The 22383-nt window shown below is 72.2% G+C and carries 21 protein-coding genes; 7 read left to right on the top strand and 14 right to left on the bottom strand.

Annotation, left to right across the window (positions count from 1 at the left end; translation table 11 throughout):
• Positions 1 to 31 precede the first annotated feature (31 nt).
• Positions 32 to 292, bottom strand: coding sequence for a hypothetical protein (locus EMA17_RS44625; protein ID WP_078975104.1), 261 nt, complete (start codon positions 290 to 292; stop codon positions 32 to 34).
• 313 nt (positions 293 to 605) lie between these two features.
• Between EMA17_RS44625 and trxA the strand changes: the two genes are divergently transcribed.
• On the top strand, positions 606 to 974 hold the full coding sequence (gene trxA, locus EMA17_RS44620; RefSeq protein ID WP_268812471.1) for a thioredoxin: 369 nt from the start codon (positions 606 to 608) through the stop codon (positions 972 to 974).
• A gap of 247 nt (positions 975 to 1221) precedes the next feature.
• Here trxA and EMA17_RS44615 read toward each other — a convergent pair whose 3' ends face one another.
• The 4 genes from EMA17_RS44615 to EMA17_RS53630 form a co-directional block, all read right to left on the bottom strand.
• Positions 1222 to 2391 (bottom strand): PrsW family intramembrane metalloprotease, encoded by a 1170-nt coding sequence (locus EMA17_RS44615; protein ID WP_126642938.1) that lies wholly within the window; start codon positions 2389 to 2391, stop codon positions 1222 to 1224.
• Positions 2388 to 2978 carry a hypothetical protein gene (locus tag EMA17_RS44610; protein WP_126642937.1) on the bottom strand — a complete coding sequence of 197 codons (591 nt, stop codon included), beginning with the start codon at positions 2976 to 2978 and terminating at the stop codon, positions 2388 to 2390. Before EMA17_RS44610 ends, EMA17_RS44615 begins: the two co-directional genes overlap by 4 nt.
• Positions 2979 to 3072: 94 nt before the next feature.
• Complete coding sequence (locus tag EMA17_RS44605; protein ID WP_126642936.1) at positions 3073 to 3528, bottom strand: tellurite resistance TerB family protein; 456 nt, start codon at positions 3526 to 3528, stop codon at positions 3073 to 3075.
• Positions 3529 to 3577: 49 nt separating this feature from the next.
• Positions 3578 to 4957: a serine/threonine-protein kinase gene (locus EMA17_RS53630; RefSeq protein ID WP_371863188.1), complete on the bottom strand. Its 1380-nt coding sequence runs from the start codon at positions 4955 to 4957 to the stop codon at positions 3578 to 3580.
• Between the two features lie 51 nt (positions 4958 to 5008).
• Between EMA17_RS53630 and EMA17_RS44595 the strand changes: the two genes are divergently transcribed.
• Positions 5009 to 5551, top strand: a complete 543-nt coding sequence (locus EMA17_RS44595) for an RNA polymerase sigma factor (protein ID WP_126642935.1) — start codon at positions 5009 to 5011, stop codon at positions 5549 to 5551.
• On the top strand, positions 5548 to 6345 hold the full coding sequence (locus EMA17_RS44590; RefSeq protein ID WP_126642934.1) for a hypothetical protein: 798 nt from the start codon (positions 5548 to 5550) through the stop codon (positions 6343 to 6345). The genes EMA17_RS44595 and EMA17_RS44590 overlap by 4 nt, the downstream gene beginning before the upstream one ends.
• Positions 6346 to 6422: 77 nt before the next feature.
• Here EMA17_RS44590 and EMA17_RS44585 read toward each other — a convergent pair whose 3' ends face one another.
• From EMA17_RS44585 to EMA17_RS44575, 3 genes are all read right to left on the bottom strand, one after another.
• Positions 6423 to 7661, bottom strand: coding sequence for a L,D-transpeptidase (locus tag EMA17_RS44585; protein ID WP_246127295.1), 1239 nt, complete (start codon positions 7659 to 7661; stop codon positions 6423 to 6425).
• A 194-nt stretch (positions 7662 to 7855) separates the two neighbouring features.
• A complete protein-coding gene (locus EMA17_RS44580; protein WP_126642933.1) occupies positions 7856 to 9424 on the bottom strand; it encodes a DEAD/DEAH box helicase in 1569 nt (522 codons plus the stop codon).
• Positions 9425 to 9803: 379 nt separating this feature from the next.
• The gene (locus tag EMA17_RS44575; RefSeq protein ID WP_020554660.1) at positions 9804 to 10007 is read right to left on the bottom strand and encodes a cold-shock protein; all 204 of its coding nucleotides are present in this window, start codon (positions 10005 to 10007) and stop codon (positions 9804 to 9806) included.
• Between the two features lie 335 nt (positions 10008 to 10342).
• On the opposite strand from EMA17_RS44575, the gene EMA17_RS44570 reads away from it, so the two are divergent.
• Positions 10343 to 10822, top strand: a complete 480-nt coding sequence (locus EMA17_RS44570; protein WP_126642932.1) for a hypothetical protein — start codon at positions 10343 to 10345, stop codon at positions 10820 to 10822.
• Positions 10823 to 10851: 29 nt separating this feature from the next.
• Here EMA17_RS44570 and EMA17_RS53180 read toward each other — a convergent pair whose 3' ends face one another.
• Positions 10852 to 11592, bottom strand: coding sequence for a rhomboid-like protein (locus EMA17_RS53180; RefSeq protein ID WP_176605559.1), 741 nt, complete (start codon positions 11590 to 11592; stop codon positions 10852 to 10854).
• A gap of 204 nt (positions 11593 to 11796) precedes the next feature.
• Here EMA17_RS53180 and EMA17_RS53175 point away from each other — a divergent pair, with 204 nt between their 5' ends.
• The gene (locus EMA17_RS53175; RefSeq protein WP_246127301.1) at positions 11797 to 13902 is read left to right on the top strand and encodes a serine/threonine-protein kinase; all 2106 of its coding nucleotides are present in this window, start codon (positions 11797 to 11799) and stop codon (positions 13900 to 13902) included.
• 107 nt (positions 13903 to 14009) lie between these two features.
• On the opposite strand, the gene EMA17_RS44550 is transcribed toward EMA17_RS53175, so the two are convergent.
• Complete coding sequence (locus EMA17_RS44550; protein ID WP_126642930.1) at positions 14010 to 14516, bottom strand: DUF7144 family membrane protein; 507 nt, start codon at positions 14514 to 14516, stop codon at positions 14010 to 14012.
• A gap of 224 nt (positions 14517 to 14740) precedes the next feature.
• Between EMA17_RS44550 and EMA17_RS44545 the strand changes: the two genes are divergently transcribed.
• The gene (locus EMA17_RS44545) at positions 14741 to 15970 is read left to right on the top strand and encodes a hypothetical protein (RefSeq protein ID WP_126642929.1); all 1230 of its coding nucleotides are present in this window, start codon (positions 14741 to 14743) and stop codon (positions 15968 to 15970) included.
• A gap of 21 nt (positions 15971 to 15991) precedes the next feature.
• Here EMA17_RS44545 and EMA17_RS44540 read toward each other — a convergent pair whose 3' ends face one another.
• The 4 genes from EMA17_RS44540 to EMA17_RS44525 all read right to left on the bottom strand — a co-directional run bounded on the left by EMA17_RS44540 (position 15992) and on the right by EMA17_RS44525 (position 20185).
• Positions 15992 to 16810, bottom strand: a complete 819-nt coding sequence (locus EMA17_RS44540) for an AraC family transcriptional regulator (RefSeq protein ID WP_126642928.1) — start codon at positions 16808 to 16810, stop codon at positions 15992 to 15994.
• 46 nt (positions 16811 to 16856) lie between these two features.
• Complete coding sequence (locus EMA17_RS44535) at positions 16857 to 17771, bottom strand: carbohydrate ABC transporter permease (RefSeq protein WP_246127294.1); 915 nt, start codon at positions 17769 to 17771, stop codon at positions 16857 to 16859.
• Entirely contained in the window at positions 17768 to 18634 is an 867-nt protein-coding gene (locus EMA17_RS44530; protein WP_078975127.1) for a carbohydrate ABC transporter permease, read from the bottom strand. Before EMA17_RS44530 ends, EMA17_RS44535 begins: the two co-directional genes overlap by 4 nt.
• Positions 18635 to 18820: 186 nt before the next feature.
• Positions 18821 to 20185: an ABC transporter substrate-binding protein gene (locus EMA17_RS44525; protein ID WP_126642927.1), complete on the bottom strand. Its 1365-nt coding sequence runs from the start codon at positions 20183 to 20185 to the stop codon at positions 18821 to 18823.
• Positions 20186 to 20577: 392 nt separating this feature from the next.
• Between EMA17_RS44525 and EMA17_RS44520 the strand changes: the two genes are divergently transcribed.
• The gene (locus EMA17_RS44520) at positions 20578 to 22365 is read left to right on the top strand and encodes a glycoside hydrolase family 35 protein (protein ID WP_126642926.1); all 1788 of its coding nucleotides are present in this window, start codon (positions 20578 to 20580) and stop codon (positions 22363 to 22365) included.
• The last annotated feature ends 18 nt before the right edge of the window (positions 22366 to 22383 follow it).

Raw genomic sequence — 22383 nt, 5'->3', positions numbered from 1 at the left:
GTCGCCCACCGGGACGCCCCGACCGGTCCGCTCACTCCTCCGGTTCGATGATCTGGTAGTCCAACTCACCGATCGAGTGCGCCAGTTCGGCGGGGGTGTACACCGCGCCGTCGTAGACGAACGCGGGCTCGATCGCGGTCTCGGTAAGCCCCTCGGCGCTGGTGTCTTGCACGACGATGGCCCAGCCGATGACGGGGCACAGGACGGGCTCTTCACCGGACCTGGTCACCTCGACGTCCCACCCGGGTTCGGCCGGGGCGAGATTGACGACGCTGCGGCGGGTGTAGCGCATGGCGGGACTCCTCGGCTGCACGTGAACCGGCGGTCTGCGCCGGTTCGAACAAGCCTATGGTGCCGGTGTGACTGCTGGGGTCACGGGGCGTATGCGGTGCGAGGACCCGGAGTCGTACCGTCCGCCGGCCGGCGGACGTGCGCCCCGCCGTCCCGGGCGTGTGCGACCGGTCGCCCGGGGTAGGTACCGGCGGAACACGCCCGACGGATGCCGCGCGCCCGCCAGTGCCGCGGGTCCCCGGGGGCGAGCCCAGGAATGCCCGCGACCCCGCGCCTGTTGACAGGCACGTACACACAACACGGGGCACGAACGTTTGGGAGGACGCATGGCCACGGTCGCACTGACCAAGGAGAACTTCGAAGAGGTCGTATCCGGCGACGGCCTGACCGTGCTGGACTTCTGGGCGGCCTGGTGCGGACCCTGCCGGTCGTTCGCGCCGACGTTCGAGAAGGTCTCGGAGGCCACGCCCGACGTCGTCTTCGCGAAGGTGGACACCGAGGCGGAGACCGATCTCGCGCAGGCGTTCTCGATCCAGTCGATCCCGACCGTGATGCTCGTCCGCGACGGCGTCGTGGTCTTCTCGCAGCCGGGCGCCCTGCCCGAGGCCGCGCTGGTCGATCTGATCAAGCAGGCACAGGGGTTGGACATGGACGAGGTCAAGCGCAAGATCGCCGCGGGCTGACCGACCGCGACATCGAGCGGTTCATCACGAACTGCGCCGTTTGCACCTTCGGCACGGCAGAGGTCTACTTGAGGGAACGAGAGGGGCCCGCACGGATGGACGCGGAGAAGCGGTCGATACAGGGCCGCGCACCGCGCAATCAGGATCCACGAGAAGTGGATGGGCCCCTCTCGGTTCGGTAACCCCGGTTACCTGGAGCAGGCGACACGGAAGCCCGTCGGATCGCGTCCGACGGGCTTCCGCGCGTTCACGCCCCACCCGGCGCCGGCGCCCCACCCGCCGGCGCCGTCGGCGGGCCCGGCACCGGCCGCGCCCGCAGGTGCGCCCGCAACGTGGCGATCTCCTCCCGCAGCCGCTCGGAGCGGGCCGGCTCGCTCGGGTCCGCGCGCGGGATCCGCCCCGCCACCAGCGCCAGTTGGGCCTCCTCGATCTCCCCGATCAGCACCCGGACCGGCCGCGACCGCGGACCGTCGCGCACCTGCCGACGGCTGTGCCGACGCGGCAACAACTCGGCCTCCACGGGCCGGATCGCCCCGGTCGCGGCCTCCTCCGCGGCCACCTCGCGAAACCTGGCCAGATAGTGCCGCCGCGCCGACCGGTACACCAGCATCGCGACCACGAAGTCGACCCCGACCCGGGCGAGCGTCCCGCGCCACCCGAGCGGCAGGGGCGCGTTGAAGAACCAGTGCATCCCCATCGCCAGCAACCAGCAGCCGAGCGCGACCGACACCCGCCGGGCGAGCGGCCGACCGTCGCGCGCGACCAGGTAGCCGACACCGGTACCCGCGACCGCGCTCATCGCCCAGTGCGAACCCCACCCGGTGATCCCCACCCGCGCCGCGAAGGACGCGTCCACCGAGGCGCCCGGGTTGGTCGCGCCGTCGAGCAGGATGGAGTTCAGCGCGTACAGGAGGTTCTCCACCACCTGGAAGCCGAGGCCGACCAGCGCCCCGTACACCCACCCGTCGATCGGCGCGCGGATCACCCCGGACCCGATCAGCGCGAGTATCAGCAGGCCGCAGAGCTTGAGCGTCTCCTCGTTGAGCGGCGCGGTCATCGCCGCGCCCCACGTGTCCGCGAAGTCGACGCCCCGGGTCTTCGCCCAGATGCCGCTCAGACCGGTGTTGGCCAGGATCGCGCACCCGGTCGCGGCGGTCATCCCCCACGCGACGCAGGCGATCGAGCCGTCGTGCGGGGGTGCGACGACCGGTCGGATCCGGCGCGGCAGCAGGTAGCCGACACCGAGGGTGAGCAGGAGCAGAAAGCCAGCGAGGGCCGTCGCGGCCGGGAAGACCCGTACCGTGTCCCGGTATTCGTGCACGATGACGCCGAGTCCGAACAGGCACCCCAGGAGTGCCACCCCCACGGCGGCCGGAGCCGAGGGCTCGCCGGCCGACCGGACCACGCCACCCCTCACGCGGCCTCCTCGGTGAACGTCAACGAGCGCAGTACGTCCGCCACCTGGGCCCACTGCGGATCGGCGGTCGCCTGCGGCGCGAGCGCGATCAGCCGGATGGCGAACGCGTCCTCGGGGCCGGGATAGATCACCGCCCGCCCGGTGTCGCCGTCGCGGACCAGGGTGCCGACCATGCCCTGTGCCCCGGCATGGGCGACCAGCGGTCCCGGGACGCCGAGCCGGGCATTCCGGTCGCCGACCCGGAGCGTGTCGCGCAGCCCGGTCCACAACGCGTCGGCGTCCTCGGCCCGGGGCAGCGAGATGTACGCGACCGACAGGTCCACGTCGCCGTGCCGCAGCACGAACACCCGCGAGGGTGTGGTGGCCCCCCGGTCGAGGATCCAGCCGGCGCCGACCCGGAACCACGCGCGGTGGTCGTCGTCCGGCCCGACCCGGAACACCGTGCCCGCCAGGACCCGCCTGTCCCCCGAGATCCACGAGTCGATCAGCGGCCACCCGCCGGTGAGCAGCACCAACACGGCGGCGACCGCGAGCGGACCCCACCAGCGAGCCCGCCGCGGCCCGGGGAGGATGCGGGCGTCGGTCATGTCTCCAACGTCCGGCGAACGGCACGATTCCGCCCGACGAACATCGGCCGTCGGGCGGAATCGATCCCTCGAAAGGGTTGGCCGGAGCGTCGGGTCAGAGACCGAACTCGACGGGGGCCAGGTCGAGCGCGAAGCACGCGTCGCGCACGACCGCCTGCTCGGTCTTGTCGAAGTGACCGTCGGCGCCGCCGATCACGATGCCGATCTGGATCACCGCGCGCGCCTCGGTCGGCTTCTTCTTCACCTTGGCGATGTCCTGGAGCACGGACACCTTGCCCAGCTCGAAGTCGGCGGTGAGTTTGGCCAGATATGCCTCGAAGCGCTGTTCCAGGTCGCTCGCGGCGAAGTTGCGCAGCACGTCGTTGGTCGTGATCAGCGCACTCACCCGCTGCCGCTCGGCCGGGTCGATGGAGCCGTCGGCCGCGGCGACCAGGGCACAGATCGCCATGCTCGCGTCCCGGAATCCGCCGCTCTTCAGCTCGTTCTTCTTCGCTTCCAGCTGCCCCTGCATCGTCTGGGCGGACTGCTTGAACTTGTCCCACAGCGCCATGGGGATCCCCCTGCCTCGCGTAGATACGCGTAGATTTCGAGCCTTCAATCTACAGACTCGTAGAAGATACCCGTTGCCCGGGCACCCGCAGAATCCATTCTGCTGGGGCGGGGCACCGAACGAGGCGGCGCCACACCGGTCGGCGACCCGGCCCGCTCACACCCCGCGCGGCGTCGTGAACGAACCCGCGGTCGAAGTTGTCGGTCGCGTCGAATTCGAGGGTGCCGTCGACCACGATCGACACCAGTGTGTCGTTGCGGACGCAGAAGCCGGAACCGTCCGGACGGATACCGCCGCCCGGCACGATCCGGTTCCGGTTGAACTCCTTCAGGGCCACCTCCGTCGGCTCCGGCGCGAGCCGGTCCTCCTCCGTACCGGCCACCGGGGTCGGTTCGGCGCCGACCACCCGGGTCGGCACCGCGTCGTCCGCCACCGGTTCGGTCTCGATCTCCGGCGGTTCCACGGCCCGCCGGGCGGTCGACTCCACCACCGGGCCCGGCAGCCGGCCCGGCACGAACAACCGCCGCGGATCGCTCTCGGGCGCGAGCGCGGTGACGATCCGACCCGCCGTCGGCCGCGCGGCCGGATCCTTCCGCAGGCACGTCTCGATCACCGGGTGCATCGAGTACGGCACCCGGGACAGGTTCGGCTCGTGCCCGATGACCCGGTACATGTGCGCCCGGTCGTTGCCCTCGCCGAACGGTCCGATCCCGTTCGCCGCGTGCACCGGCACCGAGCCGAGCGAGAACACGTCCCCGGCGGGCCCGACGTCGAGGCCGTTGGCCTGCTCCGGCGACATGAACGCGGGCGAGTCGACGGATACGCCCGTCGTGGTCGGCGCGGTGGCGTCCGCGGTCCGGGCGATGCCGAAGTCGATCACGCGGGGACCGTCGAGGGTGAGCAGTACGTCGGAGGGCTTGAGGTCGCGGTGCACGAGCCCGGCGTCGTGCACGCTCACCAGCGCCGCGGCCGGCCCCGCGCCCGGTGCCCGCACCGCCTCCTCGGGCAGCGGCCCGGCCGGCCGCACGGCCTCCCGCAGCGAGGGCCCGGCGATGAACCGGGTGGCCGGCCGCGGCCGAGGCGCCTCGGTGTCCGCGTCCGGCACGGCCGCGGTCCACGGTCCGGCCACCCGTCGGCCCGCCTCGACCTCGCGCCGGAACCGCACCCGGAACGCCGGGTCGTCGGCCGGTTCCGGACGCACCACCTTCACCGCGACCAGGCTCCCCGCCCGGTCCGCCCGAGGTACACCCGGCCCATCCCGCCCGAGCCGAGGTGCCGCAGCAGGCGGTACCCCCGATCGTGACCGGATCGTCCTGCGCCGACCCCCGCACACCACACCCCCGTCCGGCGCACTATCGGAGCCCGCGGCGAATCGGCACCGAACAACTCCCGGCGCGCCTGTAACACCCGCCTCCGCCCCGGCGTGCATGTGTCGAACCGGCGAACACCGGACGCGACGAGAACGGAGGCGGCCCACGACATGACGACGACCAGCGGTGCGACGGATGCCGCACGCAGGGCCGAGTTCGACGCCTTCTACCTGGCCGGCTCGCAGCGGATGACCGGGGTGATCTACGCGCTGACCGGCAACCTCGCCGACGCCGAGGACGCGGTGCAGGAGGCGTACTCCCGGGCCTGGGGTCGCTGGGCCGCGCTCACCGCCGCCGGCGACCCCACCGGTTGGGTCCGCGTCGTCGCGCGGCGGATCGCGGTCGGGAACTGGCGGCGGGCGCGCAACCGGATGCGGGCGCACTTCCGACACGGCGAGCCGGCCCCCACGCCGGCGATCTCCCCGGACCACGTGGCGCTGGTCGCGGCGCTGCGCAAGTTGTCCGCCGGTCGGCGCGAGGCGATCGTCCTGTTCCACCTGTGCGATCTCACCGGCGCCGAGGCGGCGGCCGAACTGGGGATCAGCGAGGGCGCGTTGCGTACCCGGCTGACCCGTGCCCGCGAGGACCTGCAACACCACCTGGGCGAGTCGGCTCGGGTGGATTCGACGAGGAAAGAGACGGCGAGGACATGAACGACCCGCGGCACGACGACGTTGTGATCGATCGCCTGCGCGAGTTGGCGGGCCGGGCCGAATCGGCGGCGACCCTGGCCGCGCCGGAGCGGGTCCGCACGCGCGGAGCCCGCCGCCGCACCCGACTTCGCGTCGCGGGGGCGGGCGCGCTGACCGCGTGTGTGGTCGCGGGCGCGCTCTGGGCGACCCGGCCGGACGACGGCGCCGCGGTGCGCGGCGGACCGGCCGCGAGCAGCCCCGGGGACCGCGCCGCACTCACGCCGCCACCCGCGGACGCCGAACGGATCGGCCTGGGGGACCCGACCTACCTGCCCACGGTTCGGGGCGTGGAGTGGACCGTCGAGGGTGACATGGTGAACCGACCGGACACCGCGTTCCCGGTGCGATTGTTCGGACCATGCGCGGCGACCCCGCCGGAGGCGGCCCTGGGAGGTGTACAGGACCGGCGCGTCACGGCGGCCGGCAGTCGGGTGAAGACCTTCGTCACCAGCACCTGGGCCACGGGCCTGACGCCGCAGGCGATCGACGCCGAAGCCCGGCGGATCTACACCTCGTGGCAGGCCGTCGCGGCGGCCTGCATGAGCCGGGTGCCGGGCGGCGGGCCCGACACCGAGGTGTGGTCCTGGTCGGGCGACGGCCGGCGGGGCTCGGTGGTGCTTACCAGGCGCGGTCACGTGCTCGGCTGGGTCGCCACCGAGATGACCGCGGCCGACCCCGCCTACCCGCTGACCGCCGAGGTCGGACCGGCCCTGATGGACAAGGCGATCCTGACCGCGCCCACCCCGCCGAGGTAGCGACGCGGCCCCGCGGATCCGAAGGGGAACGCCCCGGGGACCGGCCGGGCCGGTTCTCGGGGCGGTGCGGGCGCGGGTCAGCTCGCGAGCGCGCTCTTGGCCTTCCACTGGTCGTAGCTCATCTGCCAGTTGCCGAAGCCGTTGCCGGGCTCGGTGGTCTCGGTGTTGGTCGAGCCCTTGACCACGACCGGGTCGCCGACCTCGACCCGGTTGAAGAACCACTCGGCGTCCGGGACGGTCATCCCGACGCAGCCGTGGCTGGTGTTGGCGACGCCGATGTTGGCGGTGTTCCACGCGGCCGAGTGGAAGAAGGTGCCGGAGGAGGTGAAGTGCACCACCCACGGCACGTCCGGGAGGTTGTAGCTGTCACCCAGACCGACCGTGGTGGAGTCGAGCGTCTCCTTGGCGTTCTTGTTCAGGATCACGTGCGTGCCGCCGCGCGTGGGGAACTCGGAGGAGCCGGCCGACACCTTGATCGTCTTGACCGCGACGCCGTCCTCCATGATGGTCAGCCGCTTCTTCGGGACGTCCACCTCGACGACCCGGTTCGTGCCGACGGTGAAGGTGCTCTCGTAGTCGCGCGCGAAGTAGGTGCCGGGGCCGCTGGCCACGCCGCCCAGGTTCGCGTTCAGGGTGACCTTGGTACCGCCGGGCCAGAACTCGCGCGGCCGCCAGTCGACCCGGTCCTTGCCGGAGATGTCCTTGGTCCAGCCCCACGAACCCTCGACGTTCGGCGTCGTGGTCACCTTGAGGTTGCGCTCGACCTCGGCCTTGTCCTTGACCGCGTAGTCGAACATCACCGACACCGGCTGTCCGACACCGAAGGTGCCGCCGTTGGCCGGCCGCAGGGTGACCTTGTTCACCGTGTCGGCCTTGAGCGTGCCGAACTTCGTGGTGGCCGAGTTCTCGGCGCCCTTCTTGCCCTTCGTGATCGCGGTCACCGTGTAGGCCGCGCCCGGCACGGTGCGCGTGGTCGAGGTCCAGGTGCGGCCGTCGGCCCCGATCGTGCCCTCGATCGCCCGGTTCTGCGCGTCCACGACCCGCACCGAGGTCAGCGTCCCGGAGTCGGCCGTCACGGTGACCGGCTTGCCCGGTGCCACGCCCTGCGTGCCGTCGACCGGATCCACCGTCACCCGCGCCGGTGTGTCCTTCGCCTCATTGTCCGCGTCACCCGGCTTCGCCTGTGCCGCGTCCGACTTCGCCGCCTTGTCGGCCCCTCCGGAGCCGCACCCCGTGAGCACCACCGCGGCCGCGACTAGCGGCAGCGCGACCACACGAATTCCCTTGCGGGAGCCGGATATCAGGGGCTTACGCACGTGCGACCTCACGAAGGGTGGACGACCGGGGGATCGTTCAACACTAACAATGCGGATCAATTCCCCGTTCCCCCACGCGGTGTGACGGTTTCGACATGATCCGGACGCAACCGCCCGGCACGGCACGGCACGAAGCCGCGCCCGGGACAAATCCCGGACGCGGCTTCGGAGTTGGTACACCCGCCGGACAGGTCCTAGGCGACGGCGGTGCGCCGGCGCTGGGCCGGGGCGCCGGTGGAGCCGCCGGAGCGGCCCGAGGTCGCGCCGGACGCGGCGGCCGACGGACGCCGACCGGTACCGCTGCCGCCGCCCTGGCCGGGCCGACGACCGCGACCACGACCGCCGCCGGCACCACCGCGGCGCGGCGACTCGGAGGCCGGCGAGGAGATCACGACCGGAACGCCGGAGGGCACCTGCGCGCCGGTGACGCGGGTCAGTTCCTCGTCGCCCGAGCGCACCTGGATGGTCTCGGCCTCGATGCCGGCGATCATCATCAGACGGGCCATCTCGCGGCGCTGGTTCGGAGTGACCAGCGTCACGACGCTGCCCGACTCGCCGGCGCGCGCGGTACGGCCGCCCCGGTGCAGGTAGTCCTTGTGGTCGGTCGGCGGGTCGATGTTGACCACCAGGTCCAGACCGTCCACGTGGATCCCGCGCGCCGCGACGTTGGTCGCGATCAGCGCGGTGACGTGCCCGCTCTTGAACTGCTCCAGGGTGCGGGTGCGCTGCGGCTGCGACTTGCCGCCGTGCAGCGCCGCTGCGCGCACGCCGCTCTGCAACATCTGCCGGGTGAGCCGGTCCACCGCGTGCTTGGTGTCCATGAACATGATCACCCGGCCCTCGCGGGCGGCGATGTGCGTCGCGGCGGTGTGCTTGTCGGCCTCGCTCACGTGCAGCACGTGGTGCTCCATCGTGGTGACCGCGCCCTGCGACGGGTCGACCGAGTGCACGACCGGGTCGGAGAGGAAGCGCTTGACCAGCCGGTCGACGTTGCGGTCGAGGGTGGCCGAGAACAACATCCGCTGCCCGTCCGGCTGTACCTGGTCGAGCAGCGCGGTGACCTGCGGCATGAAGCCCATGTCGGCCATCTGGTCGGCCTCGTCGAGCACCGTGATGCCGACCGCGTCCAGCCGCGCGTCGCCGCGGTCGATCAGGTCCTTGAGCCGACCCGGGGTGGCCACCACGACCTCGGCGCCGTTGCGGAGCGAACTGGCCTGGCGACCCAGCGACATGCCGCCGACGACCGTGGTCATCCGCAGCTGCACCGAGGTGGCGTACGGCATCAGCGCGTCGGTGACCTGCTGGGCCAGCTCGCGGGTGGGCACCAGGACCAGCGCGAGCGGCGCCTTGCTCTCGGCACGGCGACCGGCGATCCGGGCCAGCATCGCGAGACCGAACGCGAGCGTCTTGCCCGAGCCGGTCCGGCCGCGGCCGAGCACGTCCCGGCCGACCAGCGCGTTGGGCAGGGTGGCCGCCTGGATCGGGAACGGCTCGGTGACGCCGTTGCGGGTGAGCGCGGCGAGCAACTGCTTGGGCATGTCCAGCTCGGCGAACGCGGCGACCGCCGGCAGCGACGGGGTGGTGCTGACCGGCAGCGCGAACTCGGCCACGGGCGCCGCGGTCATCGGCTTGCGCCGGTTGCCCGACGGGGCGCCGCCGCGGCCTCGACCGCCACCGCCGCCGTAGCCGCCCCGGCCGGAGCCGGAGCCGCCGCCGCTGCGGCCGTAACGATCGTTGGAACCGGAACGGGGGGTGCGATTCATGGAGAACCTTCCTCGATGCGGCGCGTATCGAGGACGTCTCCGCACGACGGGAGCCGTGCAAGGAGTCGCAAGAACGAGCCGGAGTACCTGAACTGAAGAACAGACGTGGTGACTCGGGTCACTCGCGTCGAGATGTTGCGCAACGGTCGGGCGCCTGCCGAAGAGCGGCGGCCGATGTGCCGGACCGTGCGAGGCCGCGCGACGAGGTCGCGTCGGGCAGGGTCCTGAACGGCGGATGTCGGGCATCCGCCCGGGTGGTGCGCCGTGGCTCCCCCGGCTTCGGGAGTCGCCGACCGGGACGGCCGACGGCCACGGGAAGGGCCCGCACCGTGCGGCGCGGGCCCTCGCTGCGTGACCGAAGCCACGCCCATGAGCGAAATCAGACGATGTTGATGTTCTCCGCCTGCGGGCCCTTCTGGCCCTGCGTGACGTCGAAGGAGACCTTCTGGCCTTCCTGGAGCTCACGGAAGCCCTGAGCGTTGATGTTCGAGTAGTGGGCGAAGACGTCGGGGCCGCCACCGTCCTGCTCGATGAAGCCGAAGCCCTTTTCGCCGTTGAACCACTTCACGGTGCCAGTAGCCACGTATCTTCCCCTTCGGGGCAGTACCGGGATCCCGCACCCTGCGAGACCCGAATCGTTGCTGATTACCCCGCCCGGAGTTGGACACCGGAAAAACAAAAGTGCACCTGTTGGCTACAACCAGCAGGCGCACAGAAAATTCCATGGGAACCACAGCAGCAATTAACGTTAGCACGCCGGACCACCGGGCCGGGGGGATCGTCTCGATCTTGTCCGGACCGCCCGGCCGGCGACCGCCGGCCCCGGCCCCTCCGCCGCGCACACCGGCCCACCGGGTCGGCGTCGGGTGCGACCATGGACGCTCCCCCGCCAGTCCCCCAGCCTCCGAAGGAGTTCGCGTGTCCTCCTCCTCCGGCATCCCCGCGTCCGACGACTCGGTCCAGCCGATCCCCCTCTCCCCCACCGGTACCCCCCTCACCCTCGAGGACATCAGCGCGCCCGGCGGCTGCGGCGACGGTTGTGGCTGCGCCGGCGGCGGCATCGACATCGACGCCGACCTGCTCGACGCGTTCGTCACCGAGCAGGTGCTGCTGCGCCTCGAATCCGAGCCGGCCTTCCTCGCCCACTCCATCGCGGCGCTCGTCGCGGCGGACGAGATCGACGCCGAACTGGCCGAGGAGATCGAGGAGTTGGAGTCCGACCCGGTACTCCTGCTCGACGTCCTCGGGGCCACCCGGCAGACCCTGCCGGAGATGGAATCCGACGCCGTCGTCCTGCTCTTCCGCTACGTCATCGACCATGTCGCGCTCGGCCCGGAGGAGTTGCCGCTGGAGGACCGCGTCCAGATCGAGTGGCGCGTGCCGCCGATCGAGCGCTGACCGAATCCCTCCCGGACGGGCACCTCGTCCTACGGCTCGGCCCGCCCGTTCCCGGCGATCTCCGGGAGCGGGTCCGGGGCCGTCGGCGCGAGTGTGGTCCTCGACAACGGCCGGCCCGAGCCCGGCCGCCATCGGCCCGTGAACAGGAATCCGGCGCCGAGGCCGATCAACGCGGCCGAGACGTGCCCGATCGTGGTGAAGTCCGGCAGATCGCCGTACCACTGCACGGACGAGAACGGGTACAGCAGACAGCCGAGCGCCCACAGCGGCCGCAGCGGCCCGGGCAGCAGCGGGGTGACCGCCGCTATGGCCGCCATCGAGGCGTAGCTCACCCCGTAGTCGAGCGTGTACCGGGTCTCCTCGGGATACGTGCCCGCGTGGATCGCCGCGATCAGCACGACCGCGGTGAGCAGCGTCGCGCCCACGTGTCCCAGGAGCGTGACGCCGACCGCGCGCACGGTGCCGATCCGGCGCTCCAGCACCGCCATGCACACCCCGATGCCGAACCCGATCGTGGTCACGTTGCCGAACACGGTGCCGTGCACGTCCGCCACCAGCAGGCTGCCCGCCATCGCGCGAAACGGATGGTGGTCCAGGTTGTCGAGATTGGTGCTGATGTCCTCCAGGAGCCGGTCCGCGGCCGGTTCGGACATCAGCCCGCCGACCACGATCCCGTTGATCGCGAGCAGGATCAGCACGACGAATGTCGCGGGGCTGCGCCGCGGATATCGGGCGAGGCCGCGCAGCCGGCTCGCGAGGTTCCGGGTCACGGTGCGTTTCTCCTTGGGCCGGCGCGGGGACGCGGCGGGAACCACCATGCTGCATCACCGGCCGGGGCCCCCGTGTCCCGACCCCGGGATCGAGGCGGCCGACGCACGGGGTTCGAGCGGATGACGGCGACTCGACACACCCCCCGCCGGGTGCGGCAGGATCGCCCTCGACGGTGCCGGGACGAGGGAGATGGCGTGACTGCGATGGCTCGGGTGGCGGACCGGTACGAATTGGTGGAACAGCGTGGTCGCGGTGGGCTCGGGCGGGTGTGGGCCGCGCGGGACTCGGTCGAGGACCGCGAGGTCGCGGTCAAGCTGCTGCACGGCCCGCCCGACGAGGCGGTCGCGACCCGGTTCGTGGAGCGCACGCGGGCCGCCGCGCCGCTCGATCATCCCGACCTGGTCGCGGTGTCCGACGTCGGCCTGACCGGCGACGGCACGCCGTTCCTGGTCACCGAACTGCTCACCGGCCGCGACCTGCGTACGGTGCTGCGCGAGGGGCTGCCCGAACTGCCCGCCGTGTCCGAGGTGTTGGACTGGACGGCGCGGATCTGCGCCGCGCTCGACCACGCGCACCGGGCCGGCCTGGTGCACGGCGACCTCAAGCCGGCCGACCTGTTCCTGACCGCCGACGGCGGGATCCGCGTCCTCGACCTGGGCCTGGCCGACCGGCTCGGGGCGGTCGCCGCGACCGGCACCGCCCTGATCGGCACACTCGCCTACACCGCGCCCGAGCGGCTGCGCGGTCGCCCGGCCGAACCGGCCGCGGACCTGTACGCACTGGGCTGCGTGCTGCACGAACTGCTCACCGGGACGCCGCCGTTCGGCACCGGGGACATCGCGGCCACGGTGTACGCCCAGCTCGAACGGGTTCCGGAGGCCCCGGATCGGCGCCGCCCCGACGTCCCGCCGCACGTGAGCCGCCTGGTCCTGGACCTGCTCGCCAAGGACCCGGCGCAGCGCCCGCCGAGCGCGGCCGAGGTGGCCCGCCGCCTGACCGACCCGGCGCCGCCGCGAGCCGAGCGGGCGCCCGCCTCGACGGACGTACCCCCCACCTCCGCCGAGGCGCCGCCCACCCCGCCGGCCTCCGCCGAGGTGCCGCCCGCCCCGACCAGGACACCCGCCACGCCAACCGAGGCACCGCCGACCGCAACCGAGGCACCGGCCGCCCGGGCCGACGTGGCGCCGGCCTCCACCGAAGTGCCGCCCACCCCGACGGAGGCACCGGCGGCGCCGGCCGCGACCCCACTGACGCTGACCAAGACACCCGCCACACCGACCGAGGCAGCGCCCACCGCCACCGAGGCACCGGCCGCTCCGACCGAGGCAGCGCCGACCGCGGCCGACCCCCTGCCGGATCCGGCCGACGTGGCGCCGGCCCCGACGGCGGCACCGGCGGCGCCGACCGCGGCCGACGGCCTGCCGGATCCGGCCGTTGTGGCGTCCACCACGGCCGAGGCGCCGCCCGCTTCGGCAGAGGCGGGTTCCGCTCGCGCCGCCGACCCGTCGCGCCGGCCCACCCCGCCGCCGCTCCCCCCGGCGCCGCCGAGCTTCCCGCCGGGTTCGCCCGCCGGCTCGGGGTTCGCCGTCCCGGCCCCTTCCGCCCCCGCCGACGACGACGAGGCCGGGTTGCGGCGGGCGGTCGCGGCCGGCGACCCGGACGCCGCCGTGCAGCTCGCCTACCACCTGGCCGACACCGGCCGGGCGGCCGAGGCCGAGGCGCTGTACCGGGAGGCCCTGGCCCGCAACCACCCGGACGCCGCCAACGACCTCGCCGACCTGCTCGCCGCGCACGACCGGCACGCCGAGGCCGAGGAGCTGTACCGCCGCGCCCTCGTCCAGGGGCATCCGGACGCCGCGAACAACCTCGGCGGGCTGTTGCTCCGTCTCGGCCGCGCCCCGGAGGCCGAACACCTGTTCCGGCACGGCGCCGCGCGGGGCCACGACGACGCGGGACACAATCTCGGCCTGCTCCTCGCCAACACCGGTCGGCTGGACGAGGCCGAGCAGTGGTTCCGGTACACCTACGCCCAGGGTCACCCCGACGCGACGGTCAACCTCGCCGGCCTGCTGGCCGCGAAGGGCCGGACGAAGGAGGCCGACAAGCTGTACCGGCGCGCGCTCACCGAGGGGCACCGCGACGCCTCCATCGGCTACGCCGGCCTGTTCGAGCGCCGGGGCCGAGTCCGCGAGGCGGAGGAGATGTACCGCCGCGCCCTGGCCGAGGGCCACCCGGCGGCGGCGGGCCAACTGGCCCGCTTCCTCGACACCCTCGGCCGGGGTGGGGAAGCGATGTGGCTGCGTTCGTAGACCGCCCCTGAACCGCCCCCACCCCGAACGCGCGAGCGCCACGCGCGACGACCCCGCAGGGATCGTCGCGCGTGGCGAACGGGTGACGAGAGGGTGGTGACGTGCCGTTACGGCATGGTCTCGCCACTGTCGGTGCGCCGGTGCGCGCCGGTGCCGCTTCGATACGCCTCCTCGTCCCGGGCCCGCCACTCGGCCGTGCTCTCGTCACGGTCCGGGTAGCCCTGCGACGCGTTCCAGCGCACCGTCAGCGCGAACAGGACCACCAGGTCCAGCGCGATCACGATCGTGGACCACACCGGGTGCGCGGCCAGGAAGCCGATCTCACCGATGATGTTCAGCATCACCAGCACCGCACCGGCCACTCTGGCCCAGGTCGCGCCGGTGAGCAGCCCACCGCCGATGAGGATTTGCAGCCCGCCGAAGATCAGCAGGATGACGCCCCAGGTGTTGTAGTTCCAGACCAGCAGATCACCGGAGCGGGTGACGAAGTACCCGTCCGAGAACAGGGCCGTGAACCCCTGGAAGAGGTTGAGGACACCCAGAACGAGCAACGTGCAGGCGGCGAATGCCACCCAGCCCGTCCAAGCACTCGTCCTGCGCATTGTGCTGTTCATGGCCTACTCCCAACCCCGGCCGGACGGCCGGGCGGATGTGCCTTGGTTTCCGTTCGCCGCCCGACTCCTGTCGCCGCGGAGACCGCGACCTGATGAGTCGCCCTTCTCGCACTTTGACATGCCAAGACACGTTTTGCACCTTTTGTCCAGTCCGAGTAGATCTCCGCATTTCATGGAACCCGCACGGGACGAACGCGGCCGTGAACGAGGAGAGGACACCGGCGATGTCCGAGGCATCCGAGCAGGTCCGGACGGGGCATCCGGTGCGCTTCACCCTGGCCTGCCTCCTGGTGGTCCTCGCCTGTCTGCTCACCCCGGTGGCGGTCACCGCCGCGTGGGCGCGGAACGAGGTGGCCGACACCGACCGCTTCGTCGCCGCGCTGGCCCCGCTGTCCGGGAACGCCGCGGTACAGGACGCGGTCTCCGCCCGGCTGGCCGCGGCGGCCGTGCAGGCGGTGGACGTGGGCGGGCTGACCGACTCGCTGCGCGAGGCGCTCGGCCTGGGGCCGAACAACGGCTCCGGGCCGGTCTCCGGCTCGTTGCAGAGCCTGCTGACCGCCGTGGCCGACCAGGCCGCGCAGGCGTTCGTGGCGAGCGACGCGTTCGCCGTGATCTGGCGGGACGCGCTCCGGATCGCGCACGCGTCCGCGCTGGACGTACTCGAGGGCAAGGACAGCGGCACGGTGAGCGCCGACAACGGCGAGGTGGTGCTCGATCTGGGGCCGATGATCGATCGGGTGCGGCAGAGCCTGGTGGGTCGGGGGTTCGCGTTCGCCTCGAACATCCCCGACACCGACCGTCGCTATGTGCTGGTGCACCGCGAGGGGTTGCGCACCGGGCAGGACGCGTTCCGCTCCCTGGACACCGCGGGTGTCTGGCTGCCGATCGTGGTCGTGGTGATGTTCGTCCTGGGCGTGTGCCTCGCGCCGCGCCGCAGGCCCGTGCTCCTGTGGGCGGGCGTGGGTACCGCGCTGACCCTGCTCGCGCTGGGCATCGTGCTCGCGGTGGCCCGCCGGACCTACCTGGACGACCTGCCGCCGGAGGTCTCCCGGGACGCGGCGGCGGCGGTCTACGACGCGCTGGTGGGCTTCCTGCGCCGGACCACCCGCACCCTGGGCGTGGCCGCCGTGGCGCTCGCGATCGCGGCCTTCCTGGCCGGACCGGCCCGGCCGGCGACCGCGACCCGGCGGGCCCTCGCGGTCGGACCGGACCGGGCGGGCGCGGCGCTGGCCCGGCACGGCTTCGGTACCGGGTCGGTGGGCGCCCTCGTGGCCGCGCACCGGGGTCCGGTGTACGCGGTGACCGGCCTGCTGGGCGGGATCTGGCTGTGCGTGTGGAACGACCCGACGGTGTGGTCGGTGCTGTTGATCGTGGTGGTGGTCGTCGTGGTGCTGGCGGTCCTGGAGGCGGTCGCCGCGGCCGGGACGCGCCGGGAGGTCGAGACCGCGCGGTGAGTCGCCGCGGGCCGGTGCGGCTCAGGGCTGACCCGGCGTCTGCCCGGTGCGCCGGAACTCGGACGGGGACTGCTGCACGCGTCGGGAGAACAGCCGGGCGAAGTAGGCCGGGTCGTCGTAGCCGACGTTGCGGGCGACCTCGTGGATGGACTGGTCGGTGGCGAGCAGCAGGCGTTTGGCCCGGGACAGCCGGGTGCGCACGATGTACTCCTTCGGCGTGGTGCCGGTCGCCCGCTGCATCTCGCTGCGCAGGCCCGCCTCGTCCAGGCCCAGCCGCCGGGCGTGCTCGCCGACGGTCAGCGGCTCGGTGGCGTGCTCGTCGAAGTAGCGGACCACCCGCGAGCCGTCCTCGTCGACCCGGATCGTCTTCAGGTCGATGATCAACTGGTGCACGATCGCCGAGGTGACCACCTCGCGGTTCGGCGCGCCCGGCTCCACCGCGGTCAGCAGCCGGTCGAAGCCCTGGCGCAGCGGTCGTACCCCGCCGAGCGACATCACCGGCTCGGCCCGGTCCAGGAATCCCAGGTCCTCGTACGCCGCCGCGGTCGGCCCCTCGAACAGCACCCAGTGCTCGCGCCAGCCCGTCGGGTCCGGGCTGTAGGCGTGGTACTCGCCGGGGAAGAGGAGGAACGCCGCGGGCGCCTGGACGGGGATCCGCGGCGCGTGCCGGTTGCCCGAGCGGAACCAGCCCGATCCCCCGGTGATCAGGGTGAGTTGGTAGCAGCCCAGTACCCGGCCCTCGAACTGCATCCCGGTGACCTGCTGCCAACCGACGCCCAGGCACACCAGGCCGAGCCGCTGGTGCTCCCGGGCGGGCGTGAGGTAGCGCGCGAAGATCATGGTGCGCCGATCGTACGGCGGCCGGACCCCGTCGCGAAGCGGTTCCTCACGCCTTGACCCCGCCCGCGACCAGGTCGGTGCGCCAGAACCGCTGGAGCGACCAGAACGCGGCGACCAGCGGGATCACCGACACCAGCGCGCCGACCACGACGAGGTTGGCGTGCGGCTGGGTGAGGTCGCTGTTCCACGCGTTCAGGCCGAGGGTGACCGGCCACAGGTGCTGGTTGTTGAGCGTGATCAGCGGCAGGAAGAAGTTGTTCCAGACGGCGACCAGTTGGAACAGGAAGATGGTCACGAGCGCGGGCGACATGATCCGCAGCCCGATCGTGTAGAAGATCCGGAACTCGCTCGCGCCGTCGAGCCGGGCGGCCTCGATCAGTTCGTCCGGCACCGACGCCTCGGCGTAGGTCTTGGCCAGGAAGACGCCGAACGGGCTGACCGCGGCGGGCAGCAGCACCGCCCAAACGGTGTCGACCAGATGCACCTTGGACAGCATCAGGTAGATCGGCAGCGCCAGCATCGGGGTGGGGATCAGCACCGCGCCCAGGATCACCGAGAAGATCGTGCCTCGGCCGCGGAAGCGGTACTTGGCCAGCGCGTAGCCGGCCATCGCGGCCAGGAAGGTGGCCACCACGCCACCGCCGACCGCGTACAGCACCGAGTTGAACACCCAGCGCAGGAAGATGCCGCCGTCCTCGCTGAACAGTTGCCGCAGATTGGCGCCCAGGTTCCAGTCGGCGAACCAGAAGCCGTTGCCGCGGAACAGGTCGCTGGAGGACTTGGTCGAGGAGACCAGCAGCCACCACACCGGCATCAGGAAGTAGGTCGCCACCAGGAACAGGAACGAGGTGGTCAGCACCTGCGAACGCATCGGCGCGGTACGGCCCTCGGCCGGCTTCGGCGCGGGGGGCGCGACGTGTGCGCGGACCGGGCTCGCGGCCTTGTCGGTCAGTGTCGTCACAGCGAGGACCTGCCGTTCGTGAGCCGGGCGGAGATCTTGAGCACGGCGAAGGACAACACGCACGTGCCCAGCGCGAGCAGCACCGAGACCGCGGCGCCCTGCCCGTAGTCGTTGTTCTCGACGGCCTTGTGGTAGGCGGACATGATCGGCGTGTAGTCGGCGTCCAGCGACGAGGTCAGCGGGCGCAACACGCGCGGTTCGGTGTAGAGCTGGAGCGTGCCGATCACGGAGAACACGGTGGTCAGCGCGATCGCCGGGGCCACCAGCGGCACCTTGATCCGCCACGCGGTGCGCCACGGGCCGCACCCGTCCAGTTCGGCGGCCTCGTACAGCTCCTGCGGGATGGCCTGGAGCGCGGAGTAGATGACCAGCATGTTGTAGCCGGTCCAGGTCCAGGTGACCACGTTGGCGATCGACCACAGGACCGCGTCCTCGCCGAGGAAGTCGGACGGCAGGCCGACCGCGTCCAGCATGCTCACCACGGGGCTGGAGCGCGGCATGTACAGGAACGCCCACAGGATGGTGGCGACCACGCCGGGGATGGCGTAGGGCAGGAAGTAGGCGGTGCGGAAGAAGCCCTTCAGCCGCGCCGACTTGGCGTCGAGGAGCAGCGCGAGCACCAGGGCGAGGCCGAGCATCACCGGCACCTGGATCGCGCCGAACAGCAGCACCCGGCCCACGCCGTGCCACAGCGCGTCGTCGTGCAGCGCCTTGGTGTAGTTCTCGAACCCCGCGTACACCCGCTTGGGCGGGGTCAGGCCCAGGCCGGAGCGCTGCATCTTGTGCAGGCTCTCCACGATCGCGTAGCCGACGGGGACGGCGTACATCGCGGCGAACAGCACGCCGAACGGGGCGAGGAACATCAGGGGCGCGGACCGCCGGCGCTTGCGCCGCGGGATCGGTGCGCTCAAGGGCGGGCTCCCGGTGGATGGGACGGGTGGATGTGGATGCGGGTGGGCGGGGCCGACGGCGGCCCGCCGCCGCGCGAGGTGACGCGCGGCGGCGGGGCACGGTGCGGACGGCCCCGGCGTCGGGGTGGTGTCGCCGGGTCAGCCCGCGGCGGCCTTCAGGCCCTTGTCCTGGATGGCCTTGATCGTGGTGCCCTGCACGCCGGTCAGCGCGTCGGCGAGCCTGCCGTTGCCGGCGCCCGCCTTGCCAACCCGGTCGGTCAGGTCGGCGGAGACCTGGGTCATCGTGGGACCCCACTGCCAGCCGGTCGGGGCCTGCGCGGCGGAGTCCTTGAAGATGTCGTAGATCTTCGCGTTGCCGAAGTAGGCGGAGGGCTGCTGCATCGCGTCCAGGCTCGCCCCGGCGGTCGCGGCCGGGTAGATGCCCGCGTCCTCGACCAGCGTGGTCAGGCTCGCGGGGTCGCTGCTCATCCAGTCGGCGAAGGCGACCGCGGCCTTGGTGTTCTTGCAGCCCTTGAGCACGGCGGTGCCGGAGCCGCCGATGTTGCCGGTGGCCTTGCCGCCGGCGTCCCACTGGGGCATCGGCGCGACGGCCCACTTGCCCGCCGCGTCCTTGGCGTTCTCCTCCAGGAGCGCGGTGAACCAGACCGGGCCGACATAGCTGGCGACGCTGCCGTCGCCGAAGCGCTTGTACCAGTCGGGGGTGAAGGTCGGGTCCGAGGAGACGGCCTTCTTGTCGAGCAGTTGCTGCCAGTATTGGGTGACCTTCCGCGTGCCCGGTTCGGTCATCGAGACCTTCCAGGTCTCGCCCTCGGGCTTGAACCAGCTGCCGCCGTTCTGCCAGGCCATGCCCGCGTACCACCACGGGTCGTTGCCGCCGAACGCCGAGTAGGCCACCGACGGGTCGGCCGTGTGCACCGTGTCGGCCTGCCGGGCGAACTCGTCCCAGGTCTTGGGCGGGGTCAGGTTGTGCTTGGCGAACACGTCGGTGCGGTAGAACATCGCGACCGGGCCGGTGTCCACCGGGATGCCGTAGGTCTTGCCCGCGACGCTCATCTGCGACCAGGCGCCCGCGGAGTACTTGGCCTTGATCGCCGCGGCCTCCTTGTCCACGTCCTGGAGCGCGCCCTCGACCAGGAAGCTGGGCAGCGTCTCGTAGCCCATCTGGGCCAGGCACGGCGCGTTGTTCGCCTTCACCGCGGCGAGCATCTTGGCGTAGCCGCCCTTGGAGCCGGGCTCGACCTTGTTGTAGGCGACCCGGATGTCGGGGTGGGAGGCGTTGAACGCGCTCACGGCCTTCTCATAGGCCGGGTTCCAGCCCCAGAAGTCGAGCTGTGCGGTGCCGCCGGACGCCTTGTCGCCCTGCGCCGCCTTGTCGGCGCCGTCCTTGTTGTCGCCGGAGTCCGAACCGCAGGCGGTGAGCGCGGTGAGCGCCGCGAGGGTGACCGCGACGGCTGCGCGGCGGGCCGTCTGGCGGCCTCTGCGCGGGCGGGTGCTGGCCCACATGGGGTGGCCGTCCCTTCGGGGAATGGGCGGGCTCGACAAAGCCCGGCACGTGAGTCGGAGGCAGGGATGCAGCGGATGGGCGGTGGAGTGGTGGGGAGAGCCGGTGGAGGCTGTCTGGCCGCCGATCATGTGCCCTGCCCGAGAAGGCGTCAACGGGTTGCCGCGCGGATCGTGCTTTTGTCGAGGTGATCCGCAAGAAAAGTCCAAGTGTGCGGTCACCGAATGGCAAGGTGGGTGAACCAGAGAGTATCCACCCAGGTCGGAGCGCTGAAGGCACGGGTCGACGGGTCCGGAAAAGTCCACGACACCGTCGAGAAGAGTGCATGTCCGGGCTGCGTGCCTCGTGCACGATGATCCGGACCCACCGCACCGGATCTGCACCGAGGAGCGTCTTGACCACCCCCAGCCTCGTCCCGAGTCGAGACGGCTTCACCCTCGACGGCAGGCCGTTTCGCATGCTCGCCGGTGCCCTGCACTACTTCCGCGTCCACCCCGCGCAGTGGGACGACCGACTGGCCCGGCTGCGCGGGCTGGGCCTGAACACGGTCGAGACCTACGTCGCCTGGAACCTGCACGAGCCGACCCCGGGGAACTTCGACTTCACCGGCGGCAAGGACCTGGTCGCGTTCCTGCGCGCGGCCGAGCGCCAGGGTCTGAAGGCGATCGTGCGTCCCGGCCCGTACATCTGCGCCGAGTGGGAGTTCGGCGGCCTGCCCGCCTGGCTGCTCAAGGACCCGGGGATGCGGCTGCGCTGCTCCCACCCGCCGTACCTGGCCGCGGTGGACCGCTGGCTGGACGCGGTGATGCCGCTGGTCGAACCGCTGCTCGCGGAGCACGGCGGGCCGGTGATCGCCCTGCAGGTGGAGAACGAGTACGGCAGCTACGGCAACGACGTGGCCTATCTGCGGCACCTGGTCGACGGGATGCGCCGGCGCGGCGCGAGCGGACTGCTGTTCACCTCCGACGGGCCGACCGAGCCGATGCTCCAGGGCGGCACGGTGGCCGGGGTGTTGCCGACGGCGAACTTCGGCTCGCGCGCCGAGGAGGCGTTCGCGACGCTGCGCCGCTGGTCGCCGGACGGGCCGCCGGTGTGCATGGAGTTCTGGAACGGCTGGTTCGACCACTGGCGCGATCCGCACCACGTGCGGGACGCGGCGGACGCGGCGGGTGTGCTCGACGACATGCTCGCGGCCGGCGGGTCGGTGAACCTGTACATGGCGCACGGCGGCACCAACTTCGGGCTGATGAACGGCGCCAACGAGGTCGACGGCGCCTATCAGCCGACGATCACCAGCTACGACTACGACGCGCCGATCGGCGAGGCGGGCGAACTCACCGAGAAGTATTGGGCGTTCCGCGAGGTGATCGGCCGCTACGCACCACTGCCCGACGAGCCGCCGCCGGCGCTGCCGCCACGCGTGAAGCTCGGCGAGGTCGCCCTGCCCTCGGCCGCGCCGCTGCTCGCGCACGTCGAGGACCTGTCCGCTCCGGTGTACTCGCCGCACACGATGACCATGGAGGAGTTGGACCAGGCGTACGGCTTCACCCTGTACCGCACCTGGGTCAGCGGCCCGCGCGAGAGTGCGCCGCTGTGCGTGGACGGACTGGCCGACCGGGCCCAGGTGTTCCTCGACGGGGTGCCGGTCGCGGTGCTCGATCGCAGCGAGGGCGGCACCGCCTCGTGCGAGTTGTCCGTGCCCGCCGGCGGCGCGCGACTCGACCTGCTGGTGGAGAACTGCGGCCGGGTCAACTACGGGCCGGGCCTGCACGACCGCAAGGGCATCACCGAGGGCGTGCGGTGGGAGCGGCAGCGCCTGTTCGGCTGGCAGATGTATCCGCTGCCGCTGGACACGCCCGAGGGGCCGGTACTGCCGGACACCTCGGGGCCGATTCCGGCGGGTGTGCCGGTGGTGCGCACCGGCACGTTCGAGGTCGCGACCGTCGGCGACACGTTCGTCCGGCTGGACGGCTGGACCAAGGGCCTGGTGTGGATCAACGGCTTCCTGCTCGGCCGCTACTGGTCGGCGGGGCCGCAGCGCACGCTCTATGTGCCGGCGCCGGTGTTGCGGGAGGGGGAGAACACGGTGACCGTGCTGGAGTTGCACGGTCCCGGTGGGGGGCATGTGACCTTCACGGACACCCCCGACCTGGGCGAGCCCGCGGCGGCGCCCGTGCTGTAGGGCGGGCCCGGGGGCGAC

This window comes from Embleya hyalina, from assembly GCF_003967355.1.
Taxonomy (GTDB): domain Bacteria; phylum Actinomycetota; class Actinomycetes; order Streptomycetales; family Streptomycetaceae; genus Embleya; species Embleya hyalina.
Note: the sequence above shows the minus strand (reverse complement) of the source record. Positions and strands in the feature narration are given on the sequence as shown.